The 19,130-nt window shown below is 68.9% G+C and carries 15 protein-coding genes; 5 read left to right on the top strand and 10 right to left on the bottom strand.

Annotated features, from left to right (window positions below; all coding sequences use genetic code 11):
• Nucleotides 1-46: 46 nt before the first annotated feature.
• The 3 genes from ACFWIX_RS07760 to dut all read right to left on the bottom strand — a co-directional run bounded on the left by ACFWIX_RS07760 (nt 47) and on the right by dut (nt 1,746).
• Nucleotides 47-424: an OB-fold nucleic acid binding domain-containing protein gene (locus tag ACFWIX_RS07760; RefSeq protein ID WP_377215552.1), complete on the bottom strand. Its 378-nt coding sequence runs from the start codon at nt 422-424 to the stop codon at nt 47-49.
• The gene (locus tag ACFWIX_RS07755) at nt 417-1,130 is read right to left on the bottom strand and encodes a DUF3710 domain-containing protein (RefSeq protein ID WP_377215551.1); all 714 of its coding nucleotides are present in this window, start codon (nt 1,128-1,130) and stop codon (nt 417-419) included. The genes ACFWIX_RS07760 and ACFWIX_RS07755 overlap by 8 nt, the downstream gene beginning before the upstream one ends.
• Before the next feature lie 91 nt (nt 1,131-1,221).
• Complete coding sequence (dut, locus tag ACFWIX_RS07750) at nt 1,222-1,746, bottom strand: dUTP diphosphatase (protein ID WP_377215550.1); 525 nt, start codon at nt 1,744-1,746, stop codon at nt 1,222-1,224.
• Nucleotides 1,747-1,860: 114 nt separating this feature from the next.
• Between dut and ACFWIX_RS07745 the strand changes: the two genes are divergently transcribed.
• Both ACFWIX_RS07745 and sepH read left to right on the top strand, forming a co-directional pair.
• A complete protein-coding gene (locus ACFWIX_RS07745; RefSeq protein WP_377215549.1) occupies nt 1,861-2,349 on the top strand; it encodes a DUF3093 domain-containing protein in 489 nt (162 codons plus the stop codon).
• A 114-nt stretch (nt 2,350-2,463) separates the two neighbouring features.
• Complete coding sequence (gene sepH / locus ACFWIX_RS07740) at nt 2,464-3,807, top strand: septation protein SepH (RefSeq protein WP_377215548.1); 1,344 nt, start codon at nt 2,464-2,466, stop codon at nt 3,805-3,807.
• Here sepH and ACFWIX_RS07735 read toward each other — a convergent pair.
• From ACFWIX_RS07735 to ACFWIX_RS07720, 4 genes are read right to left on the bottom strand one after another with little or no spacing between them, the layout of a single operon-like run.
• A complete protein-coding gene (locus ACFWIX_RS07735) occupies nt 3,804-4,514 on the bottom strand; it encodes a thymidine kinase (protein WP_377215547.1) in 711 nt (236 codons plus the stop codon). The genes sepH and ACFWIX_RS07735 overlap by 4 nt on opposite strands.
• Complete coding sequence (locus tag ACFWIX_RS07730; RefSeq protein WP_377215546.1) at nt 4,507-5,736, bottom strand: alkaline phosphatase family protein; 1,230 nt, start codon at nt 5,734-5,736, stop codon at nt 4,507-4,509. Before ACFWIX_RS07730 ends, ACFWIX_RS07735 begins: the two co-directional genes overlap by 8 nt.
• A gap of 1 nt (nt 5,737) precedes the next feature.
• Entirely contained in the window at nt 5,738-6,481 is a 744-nt protein-coding gene (locus ACFWIX_RS07725; RefSeq protein WP_377215545.1) for a DUF5998 family protein, read from the bottom strand.
• A gap of 41 nt (nt 6,482-6,522) precedes the next feature.
• Nucleotides 6,523-9,207, bottom strand: a complete 2,685-nt coding sequence (locus tag ACFWIX_RS07720) for a GNAT family N-acetyltransferase (protein ID WP_377215544.1) — start codon at nt 9,205-9,207, stop codon at nt 6,523-6,525.
• 76 nt (nt 9,208-9,283) lie between these two features.
• Here ACFWIX_RS07720 and ACFWIX_RS07715 point away from each other — a divergent pair, with 76 nt between their 5' ends.
• Both ACFWIX_RS07715 and ACFWIX_RS07710 read left to right on the top strand, forming a co-directional pair.
• The gene (locus ACFWIX_RS07715; protein WP_377215543.1) at nt 9,284-11,785 is read left to right on the top strand and encodes a DNA topoisomerase (ATP-hydrolyzing) subunit A; all 2,502 of its coding nucleotides are present in this window, start codon (nt 9,284-9,286) and stop codon (nt 11,783-11,785) included.
• A gap of 9 nt (nt 11,786-11,794) precedes the next feature.
• The gene (locus ACFWIX_RS07710; protein ID WP_377215542.1) at nt 11,795-12,313 is read left to right on the top strand and encodes a DinB family protein; all 519 of its coding nucleotides are present in this window, start codon (nt 11,795-11,797) and stop codon (nt 12,311-12,313) included.
• Here ACFWIX_RS07710 and cydD read toward each other — a convergent pair whose 3' ends face one another.
• From cydD to ACFWIX_RS07695, 3 genes are read right to left on the bottom strand one after another with little or no spacing between them, the layout of a single operon-like run.
• Nucleotides 12,314-15,847 carry a thiol reductant ABC exporter subunit CydD gene (cydD, locus tag ACFWIX_RS07705; RefSeq protein ID WP_377215541.1) on the bottom strand — a complete coding sequence of 1,178 codons (3,534 nt, stop codon included), beginning with the start codon at nt 15,845-15,847 and terminating at the stop codon, nt 12,314-12,316. It lies immediately after the preceding gene.
• Nucleotide 15,848: 1 nt separating this feature from the next.
• A complete protein-coding gene (gene cydB / locus ACFWIX_RS07700; protein WP_377215540.1) occupies nt 15,849-16,898 on the bottom strand; it encodes a cytochrome d ubiquinol oxidase subunit II in 1,050 nt (349 codons plus the stop codon).
• A 32-nt stretch (nt 16,899-16,930) separates the two neighbouring features.
• The gene (locus tag ACFWIX_RS07695; protein WP_377215539.1) at nt 16,931-18,535 is read right to left on the bottom strand and encodes a cytochrome ubiquinol oxidase subunit I; all 1,605 of its coding nucleotides are present in this window, start codon (nt 18,533-18,535) and stop codon (nt 16,931-16,933) included.
• 207 nt (nt 18,536-18,742) lie between these two features.
• On the opposite strand from ACFWIX_RS07695, the gene ACFWIX_RS07690 reads away from it, so the two are divergent.
• Nucleotides 18,743-19,126 carry a BlaI/MecI/CopY family transcriptional regulator gene (locus ACFWIX_RS07690; protein ID WP_377215538.1) on the top strand — a complete coding sequence of 128 codons (384 nt, stop codon included), beginning with the start codon at nt 18,743-18,745 and terminating at the stop codon, nt 19,124-19,126.
• The last annotated feature ends 4 nt before the right edge of the window (nt 19,127-19,130 follow it).

Genomic DNA, 19,130 nt, shown 5'->3' with positions numbered 1-19,130 from the left:
TCGCGGTGGCTTTGGCCACCGGGCGTCGGGTCGGGCTGGGACGATGTCATTCATTCTCCTGGCGGGACAGTATTTCGTAACGCGGGTTATAGATGGTGGGCAGGCCCCGGCTGTGCGAGAGCATGCCTTCTAGCCGCAGCTCCGTCCCCGGTTCGATCCCGGGGACCCGCCGGCGGCCCAGCCACACCACCCGAAGCCGGCCGTGCTCCCCGCCGGGGCGGGCAGCACGGCCCTTCCTGCCCTTAGCGGAGTCCGACACGATGGCGGTGAAGGCCGGGGTTTCACCCGGCGGGACGTATGTCACCGACTCGATCCGGCCGCAGCACAGCACCCGGCCTTTCGCCGGCAGGCGGTCCAGGGACAGGCAGCCGACGTCGCCGTCCGGCTGCGCGGAACCCGGCCCGGTGGCCATCGGATCAGCCAATCTGTGTTGTCTCCGGGCCGCGTTCGGGTTCCTGCAGGGCAGGCACGGCGGCCGGAGGCGTTGCGGTGGCGTCCTTGGGAAGCCGGAGCTGCAGCAGGTCACGCGGGGGCATGGGGTTTTCGCCGCGGACCACCACCACCTGGCGGAACAGCGCCTCGAGCGGTTCAGCAGCGGACCGTTCCAGCGCGGCAGCACCGCCGAGCACACCTCGGAGGAACCAGCGCGGCCCGTCGACACCCACGAAACGGGCCACGCGGTAGCCCTGGCTGCCGTCAGCGGCCGACGCCGGAAGCTTGGCGATGAGTTCAGTCCCGAAGGGACCTTCGATTTCTTCGACCTGGCCGCCCTGTGCGCCCACGGACTGGCCGATCTGGCCGCGGATCTCGTCCCACAGCCCTTCGGTCTTCGGCGCGGCAAAGGCCTGCAGCTGGAGGCTGGAGCCGTTGAGGTCCAGGGTCACGGCCACCACGCGCTGGGTCGCCTCCTCAACTTCGAGGCGCAGCTGGAGGCCTTCGGAGGGGGCAACCAGCAGTGCTCCCAGATCCACGTAGCCGTCGCGGCCCGTCACCTCGGATTCGTCGAACGGGCCGCTGGCCCGCCGGTGGTCGCCTTCGGCAGCCTTGTCCGAAAGCTCCGCGGCAGTCAGGGACTCCTCGGGTTCAGTGGCCTGTTCCTTCTTGGTTTTCCTGCCGAGCCCAAAGACCATGGGGCTGTCTCCTTAGTGTGATGTGCGCCGGCCCGCCTGAGGTGGGTGCCGCCGTCGTGCGTTGCTGCCGCCGTAACGGAAACCGGGAAAGTCAGGTCCCGGGCTGGACGAATCCGCCTGTGGAGCCGAACCCGCCGGTGCCGCGCACCGATCCGCTCAATTCATCCACGGGAACAAACTGTGCATACTCCACGCGCTGAATGACCATTTGGGCAATTCTATCGCCGCGGCGCAGCGCTATCGCCTGCGAGGAGTCTGTATTCAGCAGGGTCACGGCGATTTCGCCGCGGTACCCGGCATCCACTGTTCCCGGGGCGTTGACGATGGTCAGGCCGTGCTTGGTGGCCAGGCCCGAACGTGGGTGGATGAGCGCCACATAGCCGAACGGCAGGGCAATGGAAACTCCCGTGGGGACCATCCTGCGCTCCCCCGGCTGGAGGACAACGTCCTCGCGGGCACGAAGGTCGGCGCCGGCATCACCCGGATGCGCGTAGGAGGGCGCCTCCAGTCCTGGATCCAGCATCTTCAGCCCCACCTGCAGCGTGGGTTCCCATGCTTCGTCTGCGGTGGGGATGTCGTTGATAACGGTACCTGGTGCGGCGGAATGGTCAGTCACAGTCACTCACTCTAACCCGGGCCGTGGTACCTCACCTAGGCGCGCGGGAGGGATCCCGGGCGCGCAGCCGGCAGCCGGGATGAAATAGCACGCCAAAGATGAAAAGCTGTCCCCATGCCCGAATCCAGCCCTGCCGCGCCCCTTCCCAGCATTCCGCCAACCGGCACCGGGGTGATCTACCGCGAGAAGCTGTGGCCCAATGCATGGATCTGGATCATCGCAGCCGGAATCTCCGGAGCAGGCATTCTGGTGTTTGCCCCCATCAGCATGGCTGCGGGCTTCACCGCCGCGGCGGTGCTGTTTGCCGTCATCGCTGTGCTCCTGCTGACCTCCACGCCCGCCATCGAAGTCACCGGTGAGACACTGACGGTGGGCCGGGCCACCATCGAACGCCGCTTCGTGGGCGAGGTGGAGGCCTTCCGCGGTTCCGAAGCGACCGCCGAACGCGGGACCCGGCTCAACGGCCTGGCCTACCTGTGCATCCGCGGCTGGATCGATCCCGTTGTCAGGATCCGGATCACCGACCCCGCAGACCGTACGCCGTACTGGCTCACGTCCACCCGGCACCCGGATCAGTTGACCGCCGCACTCACCCGCCACTAGCGCCTCCCGGCCCTGGCCGCCGCTAATTCGCGGCGCGCCCTGCACCTTGAGCCAATTCCGGGCACGCGGATGGCAGAGTTTCGATTGATAGTAATGCCAGGGTGGAGGATTTGCATGCAGGATCTACGGCTTGTAGGCGTACACGACGACGGGACGCATCTCCTGTTGAGCGGTGCCGGCGGCGAGATGTTCCAGCTGCCGATCGATGAAGCACTCCGGGCGGCGAGCCGCGCACCAGCCAAAAAAACGGTTGAGCGGCCTGCCATTGCCATGTCTCCGCGGGACATCCAGGCGCGGATCCGGGCCGGTGCCACGGCCGCGGACGTCGCTGAGCTTTCCGGGCTGCCGCTGTCCAAGGTGGAACGCTACGAAGGCCCGGTGCTGGCCGAGCGCGAATACGTGGCCCAGCAGGCCCGCAAAATCGAGGTGGCGTCGCCCACTCCCGGACATGATGCCTACCGCGCAGCATTCGGTGACAGCCCGGCCACGCTGGCCGACATGGTGGGGCACCGGCTTTCGGCCCACGGCATCGACCCGGCCGGCGTGGAGTGGGATTCCTGGCGCCGCCAGGACGGCACCTGGACCGTTTCCGCCAGTTTCGAAGCCAACACCGGGGCCGCCGGAATCGGCGAAGAGCCGCCCGCCCTGTGGACCTTCATCCCCTCCCGCAAATCACTGCAGAACGCCAACCGCTGGGCGCAGCAGCTGAGCGAGCTGGAGCCGCTGGACGGACCGGTTCCGGCCCGCCGGCTTTCCGCCGTCTCGGACCGGCCCTTCGATTTCGAGACGGATGCCGACGCCGCCCGTCCCGCCCGTGGTCCGCAGCCTGTGCCGGCCGGCTCCGACGAGGACCCGGCAGCCGGGACCGAACCGGACGAGCTCCTGGACATGCTCCGCTCACGGCGCGGCCAGCGCCTGGGTGTGGACGAGGATTCGGACGACGCCCTGGCGCTCCTCCTGGCCCACGGTGTCCCGGCCGCCCACCCCCGTCCCTCCGAAGTGGTGGCAGAGGAGGAAGAGGAGCCCGAGGTTCCGGAGGAGCCGCAGGAAGCCCCGCCGGGACGGGGCGACTCCTTTATCCGGCGACGCGACGCCCGCCCTTCCATGCTGTCCCGGCTGAGCCTCATCCCGCCGCTGCGCGACACAGCGGACGACGACGGACTGGACGAATCGCTGCGTCTGCACGACGGCGTCAGCACCGCCACGCGGGAGATCACCATCGTGGCGTCTCCGCAAAAGGGCTCCCAAGGAAGCGGCGCAGGCCGCAGTTCAGGCGGCGCGGGGCTGGATGAGCTGCTTGGCGGCAGCCAACGCCGGCCGGCACCACGGCACGACGACGATTCCTCCAACGCATCGTCCCCGCCTGATCCCGAGGTGCCCGAGCGCCAGCCGGCCCGGCCCAAACGGTCCAGCGTCCCGTCCTGGGACGAGATCGTGTTCGGTACCCGCACCGACTAGAAAGCGCCTGAGCCCCGCCACAGGCACGCGTCGACGTCGAACGGCAGCAACTGGTCCTGTCCTGCCATGAGCGCGGCGCCGTGCGCGGTCACGCGGCGCATGTAATGCCGGCGGCAGAGCGTTTCGTATCCCACCACCGGGATGTGGTCGGCGGCCGCTGTGGCAGCGGGGCCAGCCATGTCCACGTCGCCCACCACCACCTGGGCCCCTTCGGTGACCATGACGCCGTCGACCGTCCTGGCATTGTGGGTGGCGCGGCGTCCGCACCAGCACAGCGCCTCCACCTGGAGTACCTGCACCCGGTCAGCGAGCTCGATAAGCCGCTGGGAGCCGGGAAAGAGCCGGGTGCGGAAATCGGCGGTGATGCCGAATGCAAAGACGTCCACGTCAATCTCGTCCACCACCTTGGCAAGCTGTTCAACCTGCGCCGGTGAATAGAACTGCGCCTCGTCGCAGATGAGGTAGTCCACCCGCTGCCCCTGCGTACGGCGGCGCATCACCTCATCCCAGAAATCGGTGCTGTCCAGCACTTCCACCGCGTCCGTCTGCAGCCCCAGCCGGCTGGAAATCCGCGATTCGCCGGCGCGGTCGTTGCGGCTGAACCGCACGCCGCCCCGCCCGCGGGCCCGGTGGTTGTGGTCCATCTGCAGCGCCAGCGTGGACTTGCCGCAGTCCATCGTCCCGGAGAAGAAAACCAGCTCAGCCACGCCGCGCTGTCCTGCCCTGGGCTTGGAAACAGAGCAGGGGAACCTCACGTTCGGCCTTGGTCAGGGAGCCGTGCTGGCCCACCACCTCCATGGCGGCCGGCCGGACGCGGCGGGTGTCGTAGAAGGCCACAGCGTCACGGGCGGCCACCATGACGTCGCCGATCCTGCCCGCGGCTTCCGGCCGGACCGGACCAAAGAGGCCCGCGGCCAGGGCATCGTCCCGGGTGAACGCCCAGATCCGTGCGCCGAAGCGGGCACGCCACGCGTCCGCGAGCCTGGCTGCCGCGTCCGGGCCGGCGTCCCGCTCCAGGTACAGGTGCACCATGCGCGGCTCCCCTGCCGTGTGCCGGACACCCTGGATCAGGGCCGGGTCTGCGGAGTAGTCCAGCCGCTGCTGCTCCTGCACGTCCAGCATGCCGTGGTCCGCGGTCAGGAGGATTGTGGTGCCGGCCGGCAGGGTGGCGTGGAGCCGCTTGAGGGTGGCGTCCAGTTCCTCCAGCTGGTGTTCCCACTGGGCTGACTGGCAGCCGTAGCGATGCCCCGCCTTGTCCAGTTCGTTCACGTAGAAGTACATGAGGGACGCGCCCGGTGCAGCCATGGTTTCGGCTGCGGCTGCTGTCCTGGCATGGGAGGTGGTCCCGGACACGAAGTCTCCACCGCGCAGGACGGCACGCGTCATCGGGGAATCCCCGAACTGGGGAAGGCTGACCGTGGTGACGGTTACGTGGTCTGCGGCGCGTTCCAGGACGGTGGGAAACGGCTGCCAGGCCAGGGGGTCCACGCCGGGATCCCAGTTGCCCAGCAGGTTGACCACCTTGTCCTGGGCCGGGTCCAGGACGTCATAGCCCACCATGCCGTGCTGCCCGGGCGGAAGTCCGGTGCCCAGGCTGGCCAGCGCTGCCGCCGTGGTGGTGGGGAACGCCGAGTCCAGCCAGACGGGAATGTCCCCCTGGCCCGCCTGGATGACGGAGCGAAGGAACGGGGTGTGGGCGGTCTTTTGCTTCAGCAGATTGCGTCCCAGGCCGTCCGCCACCACCACGCAGACCCGGGAAGCGTCGGGCAGGCCGAGGACGTTGGCGAAGCCCGGCACGCCCAGGCTTGCGGCGGCACTTGAGAAGACTTCGGCCACGGAACGCCGTCCATAGGCGGGGGCGGGAGGCAGGTCCGGGGTGTGGACTGCCGGAACAGTGGCGCTGCCGGCCGTGTGGGGTTCCTGGGGCATCTCAGCGCTGCTGGTGCCCGCGGCTGAGGCGGTTGCCGAAGACCCCGGCCCGGGGCCGCGGCGGCAGGGACTGCGGCCGCGGCGCCGGTGCGGCGGAACCCGTATTGACGGCACGGAGGGCTCGGGCGAACAGCTTGGCATCCTGGACAGCCTGCAGGCCGTCCGCTTCGGCGCTGATCCGCAGGACGATGTCCTCCTGGGTGATTGTTCCGCTGTAGCCGTGGTCGGCCTCGCACTGGGGGTCCCCGCACGTGGCGGGTCCCATGTCCAGCCGCTGCCCGCCGGACCAGGCGATGGAGAGCGTCATCTCCCGCACGGGATCAGACGGCTTGTAGTCCTGCGGCTGGGCGTACATGTAGCTCAGCACCACGGAACGGATCTGCGCCACCGGCACCGATTCGGTGGAAATCTGGGCGACGATCTGCTCGCCGGCATCGTCGAGCTGCTGGTCGTCCACATGGGTGATCACCAGCATGTCCGCGGTGAGGACCAGTACGGTGATGTGGCGGCGCACCTCGGCCCGGTCGAAGTGGGTTTCCAGGTGGACCAGGTGCGCTAGGCAGTCGCGGCCGTCCAGCGCGTCATCCACGACGTCGGCGACCAGCCGCGGGTAGAAGCCTGCCTTCTGCAGCGCACCGTCCAGGCTTTGGCCCTGGTCCGTGTGGCTGTGTGAGCTGTGGTGGCGGACTGCCTGGTTTTCGTGGCCGGGCGTTTGCGGCGCCGATGCTGGAGGCTGGGAGCTCATTCCCCCATTTTCACAGATCGGCCGGGCACTTGCTAACCGCTTCAGCCGAGCATGGCCCGTCTGGCGCTGTCCGTGCGCTGGGCGGCGTTGCCAATGCGGACGTCTGCCGCCAGGATGGTCGCGCCCGTGGTGCCGCACAGCACGGGATTGAACTCCACCAGTGCGACTTCCGGGTGGTTGTCCTTGAGCCAGGCCAGCCGGCCGGCCAGGTCCTCCAGCGCCGCGATGTCCACGGCGGGCAGCCCCTGGTAGCCGAACAGCTTCCGTGCGGCCCGGGGCGCCCGAACAAAGTCATGGACGTCCGCGGCGGAAAGTGGCGGAACCCGGTGCGCCCAGTCGTCCAGGAGGTTGACTGCGTCCCCGGCGAGCCCGAAGGAAATTACCGGTCCCAGCAGCGGATCCTCGATGGCCCTGAAGGTGCAGGCCTGCCCCACCGGCGCCATGCTTTGGACTTCCAGGGCCGCGTCGCCGTAGGACGCCAGGGCGCGGCGCATTTGCACCACGTTCTGCCGCAGCGAGCCGGCGTCCTGGATGTCCAGGCGGACCCCGCCCAGGTCCAGCCGGTGCCGGAGTGCCGGCTCGGTGGTCTTGAGCGCTACCGGCCAGCCGAGCGCGTTGGCGGCTTCCACCGCCTCGTCAGGGTTGGTGAAGCCCGCGGAAGGCAGCACGGTGATGCCGTAGTGGCCCAGCAGGGAGGCAGCTGCCGCGTGGTCCAGCTGCATGAGCTGCTCGCCCTTGACGTCCCGCAGCAGCACCTGCAGTTCCTCCCATGCCGCGGCGGGATCGCAGCCGGCCGGTTCCACGAAGTGTCCGTGGTCGCGGGCGGACCATTCTGCGTACCGCACCACGGCCGCCAGTGCCGCCACGGCGGCGCCGGGGTTGGAGAAGCAGGGAACGGCAGTGCCGGCCGGGCCCACCATGCCTTCAACGTAGACGGAGGGGTCGAGGATGCCGGTGAACGCCGCCAGCACGGGCTTGCCGGCGGCTGCTGAACACTCGGCCAGGACTCCGGCGATGCTGTCCACAGTGAGTCCACGGGCCGGCAGCAGCGCGGCCACCACGGCATGCACGGCCGGATCCGAAAGCGCCTCGGTGAGGGCGGAGCGCAGTGCCGGCAGCGCCACGGACTGTCCGGCGTCAAGGTCGATGCCGGTGACCAGGCGGGACACGTTAAGGCCGTGCGCGGCAGCGCTGTCCGCCACGACCTTGCCCAGTGCGTCTGAGTTGCTGAAGAGCGCCAGGCCGGGGCCCGCCGGCAGCGGTTGCCCGGAGACCACCTGCGCCACGTCCACCAGTTGTTCAATGGTTTCCACCCGGATCACGCCGGACTGCCGGAGCATGGCGTCCAGGGCCCCGGCAGGCGCCTGCGTGGTGCGCACTGCGTGCCCGGGAGGCAGCCGCAGGCCCATGGCGTCGGACTTGGCCACGATGACCGGCTTGGTGCGCGCCAGTCGCCGGGCCAGCCGGGAGAATTTGCGCGGGTTCCCGATCGACTCCAGATAGAGTCCCACGGCGGAGGTATCGGCGTCGTCCTCCCAGTACTGCATCATGTCATTGCCGGAGACGTCCGCGCGGTTGCCCGCGGACAGGAACGTGGACAGCCCCAGCCGCCGCCGGCTGGACGCCGCGTAGAGTGAGACCCCAATGGCGGCGGACTGGCTGAACAGCCCCAGTCCCCCGCGGGCGGGCAGTGCAGGGGCCATGGAGGCGTTCAGTGACACATCGGGATGGGTGTTCACAATGCCCAGCGACGCCGGACCGATCACCCGCATGCCGCTGGCCCGTGCCTGCCGTACCAAATCACGCTGCCGCGCCAGGCCTCGTTCGCCGTCCTCGCCGAAACCCGCGGACGCGATCACCAGCCCCTTCACGCCGGCAGCTGCGCACTCGGCCACCACCCCGGCAACTTCCTCATACGGCACGGCGATCACGGCCAGCTGGACCGGCTCGGGAACCTCGGCCAGCTTCCCGAAGGAGAGCATGCCGGCCAGTTCCAGGGCTTCGGGGTTGATGGCATAGATGGGGCCCGGGAAGTGCCCCTCGATGATGTGCTCCAGCAACTGGTAGCCCACCGTTCCCCATTTGCGGCTGGCGCCAATCACGGCAACGGACGACGGCGTCAGCAGGTCCCGCACGCTCCTCGCCTCGGCGCGGTGCTCGCGTGCCTCCATGACCGCCCGGGATTTCTCGGTGGGGTCGATGTTGAACTCCAGGCTGACGACGCCGTCGTCAAAGTGGCGTTTGACGTCGTAGCCGGCATCGGCAAAGACCATCAGCATCTTGCGGTTTTCCGGCAGCACCTCCGCGCTGAACCTGCGGATTCCGTTTTCATGCGCCGCCGCAGCCAGGTGCTCCAGCAGGATGGACCCGATGCCCCGTCCCTGGTGGGCGTCGGCGATATTGAAGGCCACTTCGGCCTCAGTCGGATCGTCCAGTCGGTCGTAGCGCCCGATCCCGATGATGGCGCCGCCGATGGTGATGACGAATGCCACCCGGTCCCTGTAGTCCACCTCCGTGAAGCGCTTGAGCTCCTTACTGGACAGCCGGGCCTTGAAGGCGAAGAAGCGCATGTAGATTGAGTTCTGCGACTGGCCGGTGTGGAATGCCTGGACGGCGTCCGCATCAGAGGGGTGGATGGGCCGCAGGTGGGCCGTTCCGCCGTCACGCAGGACGACATCGGCCTCCCAATGTTCCGGATATTCGCCGTCCCCGGGCCGATCCACCATAGGCTTAGCCTAGCCAAAAACTCCCGCAGCGCACCCGTGGCCTGCACAGTACCCCCAAGAAGGATTTACCAGCCCCATGGCACGCCGCCAATCTTCAGCTCCTCCCGTGGACAGCACGCCTTACACGGAGAACATCGTGGACATCGATGTCACTTCCGAAATGGAAGGCTCCTTCCTGGAGTACGCGTACTCGGTGATCTATTCCCGGGCGCTGCCTGATGCCAGGGACGGGCTGAAGCCGGTGCAGCGGCGGATCCTGTACATGATGAGCGACATGGGCCTGCGCCCGGACCGCGGCCATGTCAAGAGCGCCCGCGTGGTGGGCGAGGTGATGGGCAAGCTGCACCCGCACGGCGACACTGCCATCTATGACGCCATGGTGCGCATGGCGCAGGACTTCTCGCTCCGGCTGCCGCTGATCGATGGACACGGCAACTTTGGATCGCTCGACGACGGCCCGGCAGCTCCGCGGTATACCGAGGCACGATTGGCGGCGGCTGCGCTGACGCTGACCGACCATCTCGATGAAGACGTGGTGGACTTTGTCCCCAACTACGACAACCAGCTCACCCAGCCGGACGTCCTTCCCGCGGCGTTCCCCAACCTGCTGGTCAACGGCGCGACGGGCATCGCCGTCGGCATGGCCACCAACATGGCCCCCCACAACCTGGTGGAAGTAATCAACGCCGCCCGGCACCTGATCGCCCACCCGGACGCCACGCTGGATGACGTCATGCGCTTCGTGCCGGGGCCGGACCTGCCCAGCGGCGGCCGGATTGTCGGTCTGGACGGCATCCGCGACGCCTACGCCACGGGACGCGGCTCCTTCAAGACCCGCGCCAAGGTGGAAATCGAGCAGCTTTCAGCGCGGCGGACCGGTCTCGTAGTCACGGAACTCCCCTACATGGTGGGCCCGGAGAAGGTGATCGAGAAGATCAAGGACGCCGTCAACGCCAAGAAGCTGACCGGCATCAGCGACATCGTGGACCTGACGGACCGGAAGCACGGCCTGCGGCTGGTCATCGAACTCAAGAACGGCTTCAACCCCAACGCTGTGCTCCAGCAGCTGTACCGCTACTCGCCGATGGAGGACTCCTTCGGCATCAACAACGTCACCCTGGTGGACGGCCAGCCGCAGACCCTGGGACTGGTCCAGCTGCTCACCGTCTACGTCAACCACCGCATTGACGTGGTCCGCCGCCGCACCGTCTTCCGGCTGGGGAAGAAGAAGGACCGCCTGCACCTGGTGGAAGGCCTCCTCATCGCCATCGTGGACATCGACGAGGTCATCCAGATCATCCGTTCCTCGGACGAGGCCGCCGCCGCGCGTGAACGGCTGATGTCCATCTACGACCTGTCCGAAGTCCAGGCCAACTACATCCTGGAGCTGCGGCTCCGGCAGCTGACCAAGTATTCCCGGATCGAGCTGGAGAAGGAACAGGACGAACTCCGCCGCGAGATCGCGGAGCTGGAGGCCATCCTCGGCTCCGATGAGCGGCTGCGGGCACTGGTGTCCGACGAGCTTGCGGCCATCGCCGAAGCGCACGGCACGCCCCGGCGCACCGTGCTGCTGGAGTCCGAGGCGGTCTCCCCCACGGTTGCCGCCGAGGTGGCCGGCTCCAGGAAGGGCAAGGCCGCCCCGCTTGCGCTGGAAATCGCCGATGATCCCTGCTGGGCCATCCTGACCGCCTCGGGCCAGGTGGCCCGCACCAGCAACCAGGAACCGCTGGCCGAGGCCGGTCCCCGGGGCAAGCATGATGTGTACAACTCCGTAGTGAAGACGACGGCGCGCGGCGAAATCGCGGCGGTCACCTCACTGGGCCGGATGCTGCGGCTGCAGGTCATGGACATGCCGGTGCTGCCGCCGGTGGCGGGCCTGCCCAACCTCGCCGGGGGCGTCCCCGCCAAGGAGTTCCTGACGCTGCTCAAGGGCGAGTCGCTGGTGGCGTTCGTTCCACTGGACGAGGTGCTGGCCATCGGGACGGCCCAGGGCGTGGTGAAGCGCGTCCAGCCGGACTATCCGCTCAACCGCGAGGACTGGGAGATCATCTCCCTGAAGGACAAGGATTTTGTGGTGGGCGTGGCTCCGGCCGGGGCAGACGACGCGGACCTCGTGTTCGTCACCGTTCAGGCGCAGCTGCTGAAGTTTCCGGCCGCTGCCGTCCGCCCGCAGGGCCGCACCGCCGGCGGCATGGCCGGCATTAAACTCGCCGCTGACGACCGCGTCATCTCCTTCGGCGTCGTAGCGCCCAAGGACGAGGCCGCCGTCGTGGTCACCATCGCCGGTACCGTGGGTGCCCTGCCCGGCACAGCCCCGGGAACCGCCAAGGTGACCGCGTTCTCGGAGTACCCTGCCAAGGGCCGCGCCACCTCCGGTGTCCGCGCGCACCGGTTCCTGAAGGGTGAGGACACCCTGCTGCTGGCCTGGGCCGGCCACGGTCCTGCCAAGGCTTCCTCCGCCGCCGGGGTGGCCCGCTCGCTGCCCCAGGAGCACGGCCGGCGTGACGGCTCGGGCGTACCGCTCTCGCAGGCGGTGGATGCGGTGGGTCCCGCCATGGCGTGGCCCGATCAGGCCTAGACTGCTGGCATGCCTATCGTTCCTGATGACAAGGACTGGACCTGGGTCCTGACGCGCCCCTGCCCGGAGTGCTCGTTCGATTCCGCCACGGCCACACCGGCGACGGTGCCTGGCGTGATCGAAAACATGCTGCCGCGGTGGCGCGCGGTCCTGCGCCGGCCGGACGCCGTGGAGCGGCCTGATGACCACACCTGGTCCCCGCTGGAATACGCGTGCCACGCGCGGGATGTCTTCGGCCTGTTCGACCAGCGGCTGAACCTGATGCTTGACCAGGACGACGCACAGTTCGAGAACTGGGACCAGGACCAGACGGCCATTGACCAGGACTATGCCGGCGCCGACCCCGCGGTGGTCAGCGCCCAGCTGACGGCGGAGGGCAGGCAGGTGGCGGAGTCCTTCGCCGGCGTCCGGGAGCAGGACTGGGGCCGGAAGGGGCTGCGCAGCAACGGTTCGGAGTTCACCGTGCTGACGCTCGCCCAATATTTCCTGCACGATGTGGTCCACCACCTCCACGACGTAGACGGCTGACTACCCCGCAGCAGCCCCCGCCCCGGCCCGGACACGCGGGCTCCCGGCATCCGTGGTTCCGGCCGCGGTGTTGCCGGCGCCGGGACCCAGGACCAGCCGGGCGTCCTCCGGCCTGATATCCGCCGCATGATGGGTTACCAGGACCACGGTCCGGTCCCGCAGGCCTGATCTCAGGTCAGCCAGCATGGCGGCCGCGGATTCGTTGTCCAGGTGCCCTGTGGGCTCATCGAGCAGGATCACCGCGGCTCCCGTCATGAGGGTGCGGGCCACGGCCAGTCGCTGGCGTTCCCCGCCGCTGAGGAAGGCCCCGCCGGGACCGATCCGCGTGTCCAGCCCGGCCGGCAGCCGGTCCACCAGCGGAGTGAGTCCGACGGCGGCAAGGGCCTGGCGCATGTCCGTTTCCGCAGGCTCGCTGCCGCCCTGCGGACGTCCCAACAGCAGGTTTCCCCGGATGGTCGAGTCGAACAGGTGCGCTTCCTGCGGGCACCACGCCACCCGGCCCGTGGCCCGCACCGCGCCGGCGGCGGCCGGCAGGAATCCCAGCAGCACGGACAGCAGCGTGGACTTTCCGGAGCCGGACGGCCCGGTCACGGCCAGCCACCGTCCAGGTTTCCCTGCGGCGTCCAGCCCGGAGAAGACGTCCGGTCCTCCCGGCCACGCAGCGGCAAGGCCCAAAAGTTCGACGCCGGCCTGCCCGCCAGGGCGTGCAGGTACCGGGACGCGGCCGTCACCGGCCGATCCATCACCGCCCGCTTCGTCCGTTCTGCCGCCGGCCGGACTTCCCAGCACTCCGGACTCCCCTATCCGGCGCAGGACGGTGCTGAGCGCCGGCATTTGGCGTACCGCCGTCGTCATCGCCGCGTAGGGTTCCACAAGCGCCGGCAGGAGCAGGACCACCACGGCCGCGGTGGCCGGTGCGGTCACTCCGGCAAGAACACCCGGCGCCGCAAGCCCGGCAGCGGCGAAGGCCGCAGTGCCGCAGGCTGCCGTGGCTGCGGCATGGCCCAGCCCGTCCGCCCAGGCGGAACGCCGGGACGCTGCCGTAGCGAGGCGGTCGCGGCGCAGCAGGCCGGCCAGCACCCGGAGAGCCACACCATTGACGTGCAGGTCTGCCCGGGCATCAAGTGCCGACGCAACACGGCCCAGGACGTCCCGGCGCAGCGCCTGCTCGGCGGAGGCCGACGCGCGGTCCGCCCACAGGGCAAGTGCCGGGGCCAGCAGCAGGCTTGCGCCTCCTGCGGCCACGACGGCGGGCAACGCGGCAGGGACGAGGAGGCCCGTGGCGGCCACGGCCAGGACAGTCACCGCGACGGCTGTGACCGGCGGCAGGACGACGCGAGGCAGCAGGTCGCGCACGGTGTCGACATCGTCGATGACTGTTCCCAGGACGTTCCCGCCCTGGAGCAGGCGCCGCACGGCGAGCGCCTTCCGGCTCAGCGATTCCCAGAGCCGTCCGCGCAGCCGGGTCAGGGCGGCGAAAACGGCGTCGTGGAGCAGGAGCCGTTCCCAGTAACGCAGCACCGCCCGGCCGATGCCGAAGAAGCGGACACCGACGATGGCGGTCAGCAGATACAGGATGGGCGGCTGTTCGCTGGCCCGGATGATCAGCCAGCCGGACAGCCCGGACAGTGCGACGGCGAACACCGCGGCCAGGGTCCCAATCACCGCGGCGGCCAGGAACCTGCCGCGGACCGGCGCCACGAGGCCGGCCAGCAGGCGCAGCGGAGCGGATGGAACGGCAACGCCGGGCGTGTCCGGTCCGCGGCGGCTGGCGGTCTGCGCCGTGCCATCCGCCGTCGCAGCTTCCGCGGCAACGGGTCGGGGTAGTCCTGCGTGCGTTCCGGCCCCGGCTGCGGCACCCGGAACCGCAGTGGTCGCGGGTGCGTCCGGCGCGATCTGGACGATGTGGTCGGCGAGCGCGCGGGTGCGGTCCTCGTGCGCCACCAGGATCACGGTGACCCGGCCACGCAGCCGCGCGACTGCCTCTTCGACGGCGATGGCGGAGGCCTCGTCCAGGTGGGCTGTGGGTTCATCGAGCAGCAGGACGGTGGCTCCGGCCGCCACCCGGGCAAGGCCGCGCGCCAGGGCAACGCGGCGCAGCTCGCCGGGGCTGAGTTCGGCGGGGTGCCTCGCTGCCAGGTGTCCGGCCGCGGCCAGTTCCAGGCATTCCCGGGCGGCTCCGGCGCCCGGGAGCGCCGGCGCGTCCGGAGTTGTCGCTGCAGCCGGAGCGGCAACAGGGCCTTGACAGTACAGCTCGACCTCGCCGAGGACCGTATCCGCTACCGCCGCAGGGTGCTGCGGCACCCAGGCCACCATGCTCCTGTCCAGGCCGGTGAGGGCGCCGGTGACGGTGGTGCCTGCCCCCTGGCCCACGGTGCCTGCCAGGACACCCAGGACGGTGCTCTTGCCGGCGCCGCTGGGGCCTGCCAGGGCGGTGATCCTGCCTGCCGGCGCCACGAAGGACAGCGGGCCGACCGCGGCCCTACCCCCGTACGTGACCGTAAGCCCCCTGACGCCGACCGCCCCGGCGGAGGCACCGCCGTCGTTCGCTGCCCCGTGGATCGCTGCTGCGGCGGCCCGGGATACGGGAAGGGGTGCGGGCTCCGGCGCGTCCAGCACGGCGTTGGTTTCGGCGAGCGCAACCCTTCCGTCGTCGCTCGCGTGGTGGGCCGTGCCGAGCTCCCGCAGCGGGAGGTAGCAGTCCGGCGCCAGGATCAAAGCCAGCAGTCCTGCCTCCAGCGGCATGTCGCCGTGCACCAGCCGTACACCGATGAACACGGCAACCACGGCCACGGAGATGGTGGCGATGAGTTCCAGCGCCAGCGCGGACAGGAATGCGGTGCGCAGTGTTCCCGTCGTGCGTGAGCGGTATTCCTCGGAGATCTCCTCCAGGGCCTTGCGCTGGGCAGTGGCCCGGCCCAGGCCAACGAGCACCGGCAGGCCCCTGGCCAGCTCCAGCATGTGCGCGGACAGCCTGGCCAGCGCCCCCTGGGCTTCGCGGACGCGGTCCTCCGTATACCGGCCGATCAGCACCATGAACAGCGGCACCAGCGGCACGGTCAGCATCACCACCACCGTGCTGAGCCAGTCCGCGAACAGGATCCGGACGCCGAGGAGCAGCGGCACCACCGCGCAGTTCACCAGGGCGGGCAGGAACTGGGTGTAGTAGCTGTCGAGGGCATCCAGACCCCGGGTGGCCAGCACGGCCAGGCCACCGTCAGCCGGCCCCTCCGCGCGAACGCCGTTCCGCAGCGCCCGCTCCAGCAGCTGCGCGCGCAGTTCCTCCTTGACCCCCAGCGCCGCCCTCCGTGCGGCCACAGCCTGCCCCCACACGGTCATGGAGCGGAGGACGACGCCGGCAGCGCCCGCCGCCATGCCCTCACCCCAGGCGGGGTCCCCGGCGGAGAGGCCGGCCAGCGCGGCTGCGAGCGCGCTGCCGATCAGCACCAGGGACAGGGCCTTGAGGGCGGCCAGGAGGCCCAGCAGGTAGAGTGCGGCGCGGGTTGACGGGCCGGACGGGAACTCGGGGCGCACGTCAGCCCTTCGTGGTCAGGGCCCTGGCGGCCACCGCGGGCAGGAAGCTGTGCGCTTCGGGGATGGAGGCTGCACTGACCCGGCGCCGGAACACCCAGTATGTCCAGGCCTGGTAGGCGATCACCAGCGGCAGCCCCACCGCGGCCACGATGCTCATCAGGCCCAGGGTGTAGTCCGAGGAGGAGGCGTTGGTGACCGTGAGGTCGAACGCCGCGTCGATGGTGGAGGGCAGCACCACAGGGAACACGGCTCCGAAGATGGCAGTGGTCCCCAGCACCAGGAAGGCGCCCAGCGCAAGGAAAGCCCTGCCTTCCGCGCCGGACCGCGCCAGCAGCCAGGCAGCGGCAGCGGCGGCCACTGCCAGGAGCACGGCCGCCCAGGTCCAGGGCTTGCCGGCCTCCCACTGGATGGCCAGCGCCCACGCAGCGATCGGCAGCAGGAGCAGCGGAAGCAGCCGCACAAACCAGCGCCTGGCCCGGTGGCGGATACCGCCGTCGGTCTTCAGGGCGATGAAGGCGAGCGCATGCAGCAGGGAGAAACCCGCCACGGCCAGTCCGCCCAGCAAGGCATAGCCGCTGAACCAGGACAGCGGGCCGCCCACGCGGTCGCCGTTGGCGTTCAGGGGCAGTCCGGTGGTGGTCAGCGCCAGGGCGGCACCCACGCCGAAGGCTGCGAAGAAGGAGCCCAGCCCGATGGCCCAGTCCCAGGTGGCACGCCACCGGTCGGTGTCCACTTTGCCGCGGTATTCGAAGGCCACCGCGCGGAAGATCAGGGCAACCAGGACCACCAGCAGCGGAAGGTAGAGGGCGGAGAAGAGCGAGGCATACCACAGCGGAAAGGCCGCAAAGGTGGCGCCGCCGGCCGTCAGCAGCCACACTTCGTTGCCGTCCCACACCGGGCCGATAGTGTTCAGCAGGACGCGCCGTTCAGTATCGTTGCGGGCGAAGACCTTCATCAGCATTCCCACGCCCAGGTCGAAGCCCTCCAGGAAGAGATACCCCGTCCACAGCACCGCGATGGCGACGAACCAGATGGTTGGCAGCAGTTCCATTTGTCGATTCCTCTGCTTTTTGTTCTGTGCGCTTAGTAGGCGAAGGCCAGGACGTCGCCGGCGTGCGTCGTGCCGCCTCGTCCGTCATCGCGGGATGTCGCGTCTTCGTTTTCGTCCACGGGGGCGTGGTTAAGTTCCGGCATGGCCGAGGCAACTCCGCCGCGGATGAACTTCACCAGGAGCTTGACCTCCACCACCAACAGGACGGCGTAGACGACGGTCAAAGTGATCAGGGAGCCGAGCAGTTCCCCTGCCGATACCCTGGGGGATACTGCCGCGGCGGTGAACATGAAGACCTGGTCGATGCCGTTGGGATCCGGATTCGGGGCTACCACGAACGGCTGGCGGCCCATCTCGGTGAAAATCCAGCCGGCGGCATTGGCTCCGAAGGGTGCCAGGATCCCGAAGATGGCCAGGCGCATGAGCCAGCGGGACTGCGGCACGGTGCCCTTCCGGGTCAGCCACAGTGCCACCAGTGCGGCCAGGGCAGCGAGGACTCCAAACCCGATCATCATCCGGAAGCCCCAGTAGGTGACTTCCATGACCGGCAGGTATTCGATTTCCTGGCCGGCGCGCTCGCCGTAGATGGGGTTGTCCGGCAGGTGCGTGCCGTACTTCTCCTGGTACTGCGGCAGGAGCGTGTTCACACCCGGGACTTCGGTGCTGAAGTCGCCCTTGGCGAGGAAGGAGAGGATGCCCGGCACTTCCACCACGGCAACGATGTCATCGCAGTTCTGCGAGCCCAGGTTGCCGATGCTAAGGACGGAGAATCCGGTGCCGTCGTGGCACGCTGCTTCTGCGGCGGCCATCTTCATGGGTTGCTGTTCGAACATCAGCTTGCCCTGGATATCTCCTGTGACGGCGGTGCCGGCGAAGGAGGTCATCGCCACCACCGCGCCGATGCGCAGGGAGCGGATCCACACGCTGTGGTCCGTGCGGTCGCGGCCCGGAATGTGGGGGGCGGCACCCGGGATCACCGTGCCGTCCGGCCCCACGGTGTCGATGCCGTCACGCCGTCTCCGCCACAGGTGGTACCAGGCGATGCCGAGGAGGAAGCCCCCGGCCACGGCCAGCGCGCCGAACAGGGTGTGCGGAACCGCAACCAGTGCGGTGTTGTTGGTGAACACGGCCCAGGCATCGGTCATGACGGGGCGCCCGTCAACCATCTCCACTCCTACAGGGTGCTGCATCCAACTGTTGGCCACGATGATGAAGTAGGCGGAAAACATGGAGCCGACCACTGCCACCCACAGGCAGGCGAGGTGGATCTGCGGTTTGAGCTGCTTCCAGCCGAAGATCCAGAGTCCCAGGAATGTGGACTCAACAAAGAAGGCCAGCAGCGCCTCGAGCGCCAGTGGAGCACCGAACACGTCGCCCACGAACCGGCTGTACTCGCTCCAGGCCATACCGAACTGGAATTCCTGGACGATGCCGGTGGCCACGCCCATGATGAAGTTGATGAGGAACAGCTTTCCCCAAAACTTGGTCATCCGGAGGTATTCATGATTTCCGGTGCGGTGCCAGATGGTCTGCATGACGGCCACCACCAGGCCCAGGCCGATGGTCAGCGGGACCATCATGAAGTGGTAGACGGTGGTGATACCGAATTGCCAGCGTGCGATTTCCAAGGCGTCCAAGGCTGTCCCTACTGTTGGCCGAAAGGATTTTCTACGTTTCGTAGAACACCGATTTCTACCGAGTGTAGAACACGACGCGCCACGTGTTCTACCTGACGTAGAAAGTGCCGCGTTTTCGGGGTAAATTGGTAGTCATAGTTGAAGCGACACCGCATTGGCACCGCCCCCGAGGGAAGCCAATGCGGGAGGAGACAAAGGAAAAGTGCAATGGCGAGTCTTGGTGAACTGGAACGGGCAGTGATGGATCTGCTCTGGGCGGGCCAGGAAGCGGCCACGGCCAACACCCTCCGGGACCAGCTGGCCCGGACATCGGGTGTGCAGGACGGCGCCGGGCACGAGGGCAAGGAACTGGCGGTGACCACGGTGCTGACGGTGCTGTCCCGGCTGGAAAAGAAGGGGCTGGTGGAGCGGGAACGCGGTACCCGCCCGCACCGCTACCAGGCCGTCTCCAGCCGCGAGGAGCACACCGCCGAGCTGATGCATGAGGTCCTCGGCTCCGCCCCTGACCGCGAGGCCGTACTGGCCCGCTTCATCGGTTCCGTCTCCGAGGGCGAAGCAGAGACGCTGCGCAAGCTGCTGGGCCACTCCTAGCAGC

This window comes from Pseudarthrobacter sp. NPDC058362 (assembly GCF_042723515.1).
GTDB lineage: Bacteria > Actinomycetota > Actinomycetes > Actinomycetales > Micrococcaceae > Arthrobacter.
Note: the sequence above shows the minus strand (reverse complement) of the source record. Positions and strands in the feature narration are given on the sequence as shown.

Coding starts and splice junctions, on each gene's coding strand:
- cydB (WP_377215540.1), bottom strand. CDS start 16,898: ATGGAACTGCTGCCAACCATCTGGTTCGTCGCCATCGCGGTGCTGTGG.
- ACFWIX_RS07715 (WP_377215543.1), top strand. CDS start 9,284: ATGGCACGCCGCCAATCTTCAGCTCCTCCCGTGGACAGCACGCCTTAC.
- sepH (WP_377215548.1), top strand. CDS start 2,464: ATGCAGGATCTACGGCTTGTAGGCGTACACGACGACGGGACGCATCTC.
- ACFWIX_RS07710 (WP_377215542.1), top strand. CDS start 11,795: ATGCCTATCGTTCCTGATGACAAGGACTGGACCTGGGTCCTGACGCGC.
- ACFWIX_RS07690 (WP_377215538.1), top strand. CDS start 18,743: ATGGCGAGTCTTGGTGAACTGGAACGGGCAGTGATGGATCTGCTCTGG.
- ACFWIX_RS07730 (WP_377215546.1), bottom strand. CDS start 5,736: ATGCCCCAGGAACCCCACACGGCCGGCAGCGCCACTGTTCCGGCAGTC.
- ACFWIX_RS07755 (WP_377215551.1), bottom strand. CDS start 1,130: ATGGTCTTTGGGCTCGGCAGGAAAACCAAGAAGGAACAGGCCACTGAA.
- ACFWIX_RS07745 (WP_377215549.1), top strand. CDS start 1,861: ATGCCCGAATCCAGCCCTGCCGCGCCCCTTCCCAGCATTCCGCCAACC.
- ACFWIX_RS07725 (WP_377215545.1), bottom strand. CDS start 6,481: ATGAGCTCCCAGCCTCCAGCATCGGCGCCGCAAACGCCCGGCCACGAA.
- ACFWIX_RS07720 (WP_377215544.1), bottom strand. CDS start 9,207: ATGGTGGATCGGCCCGGGGACGGCGAATATCCGGAACATTGGGAGGCC.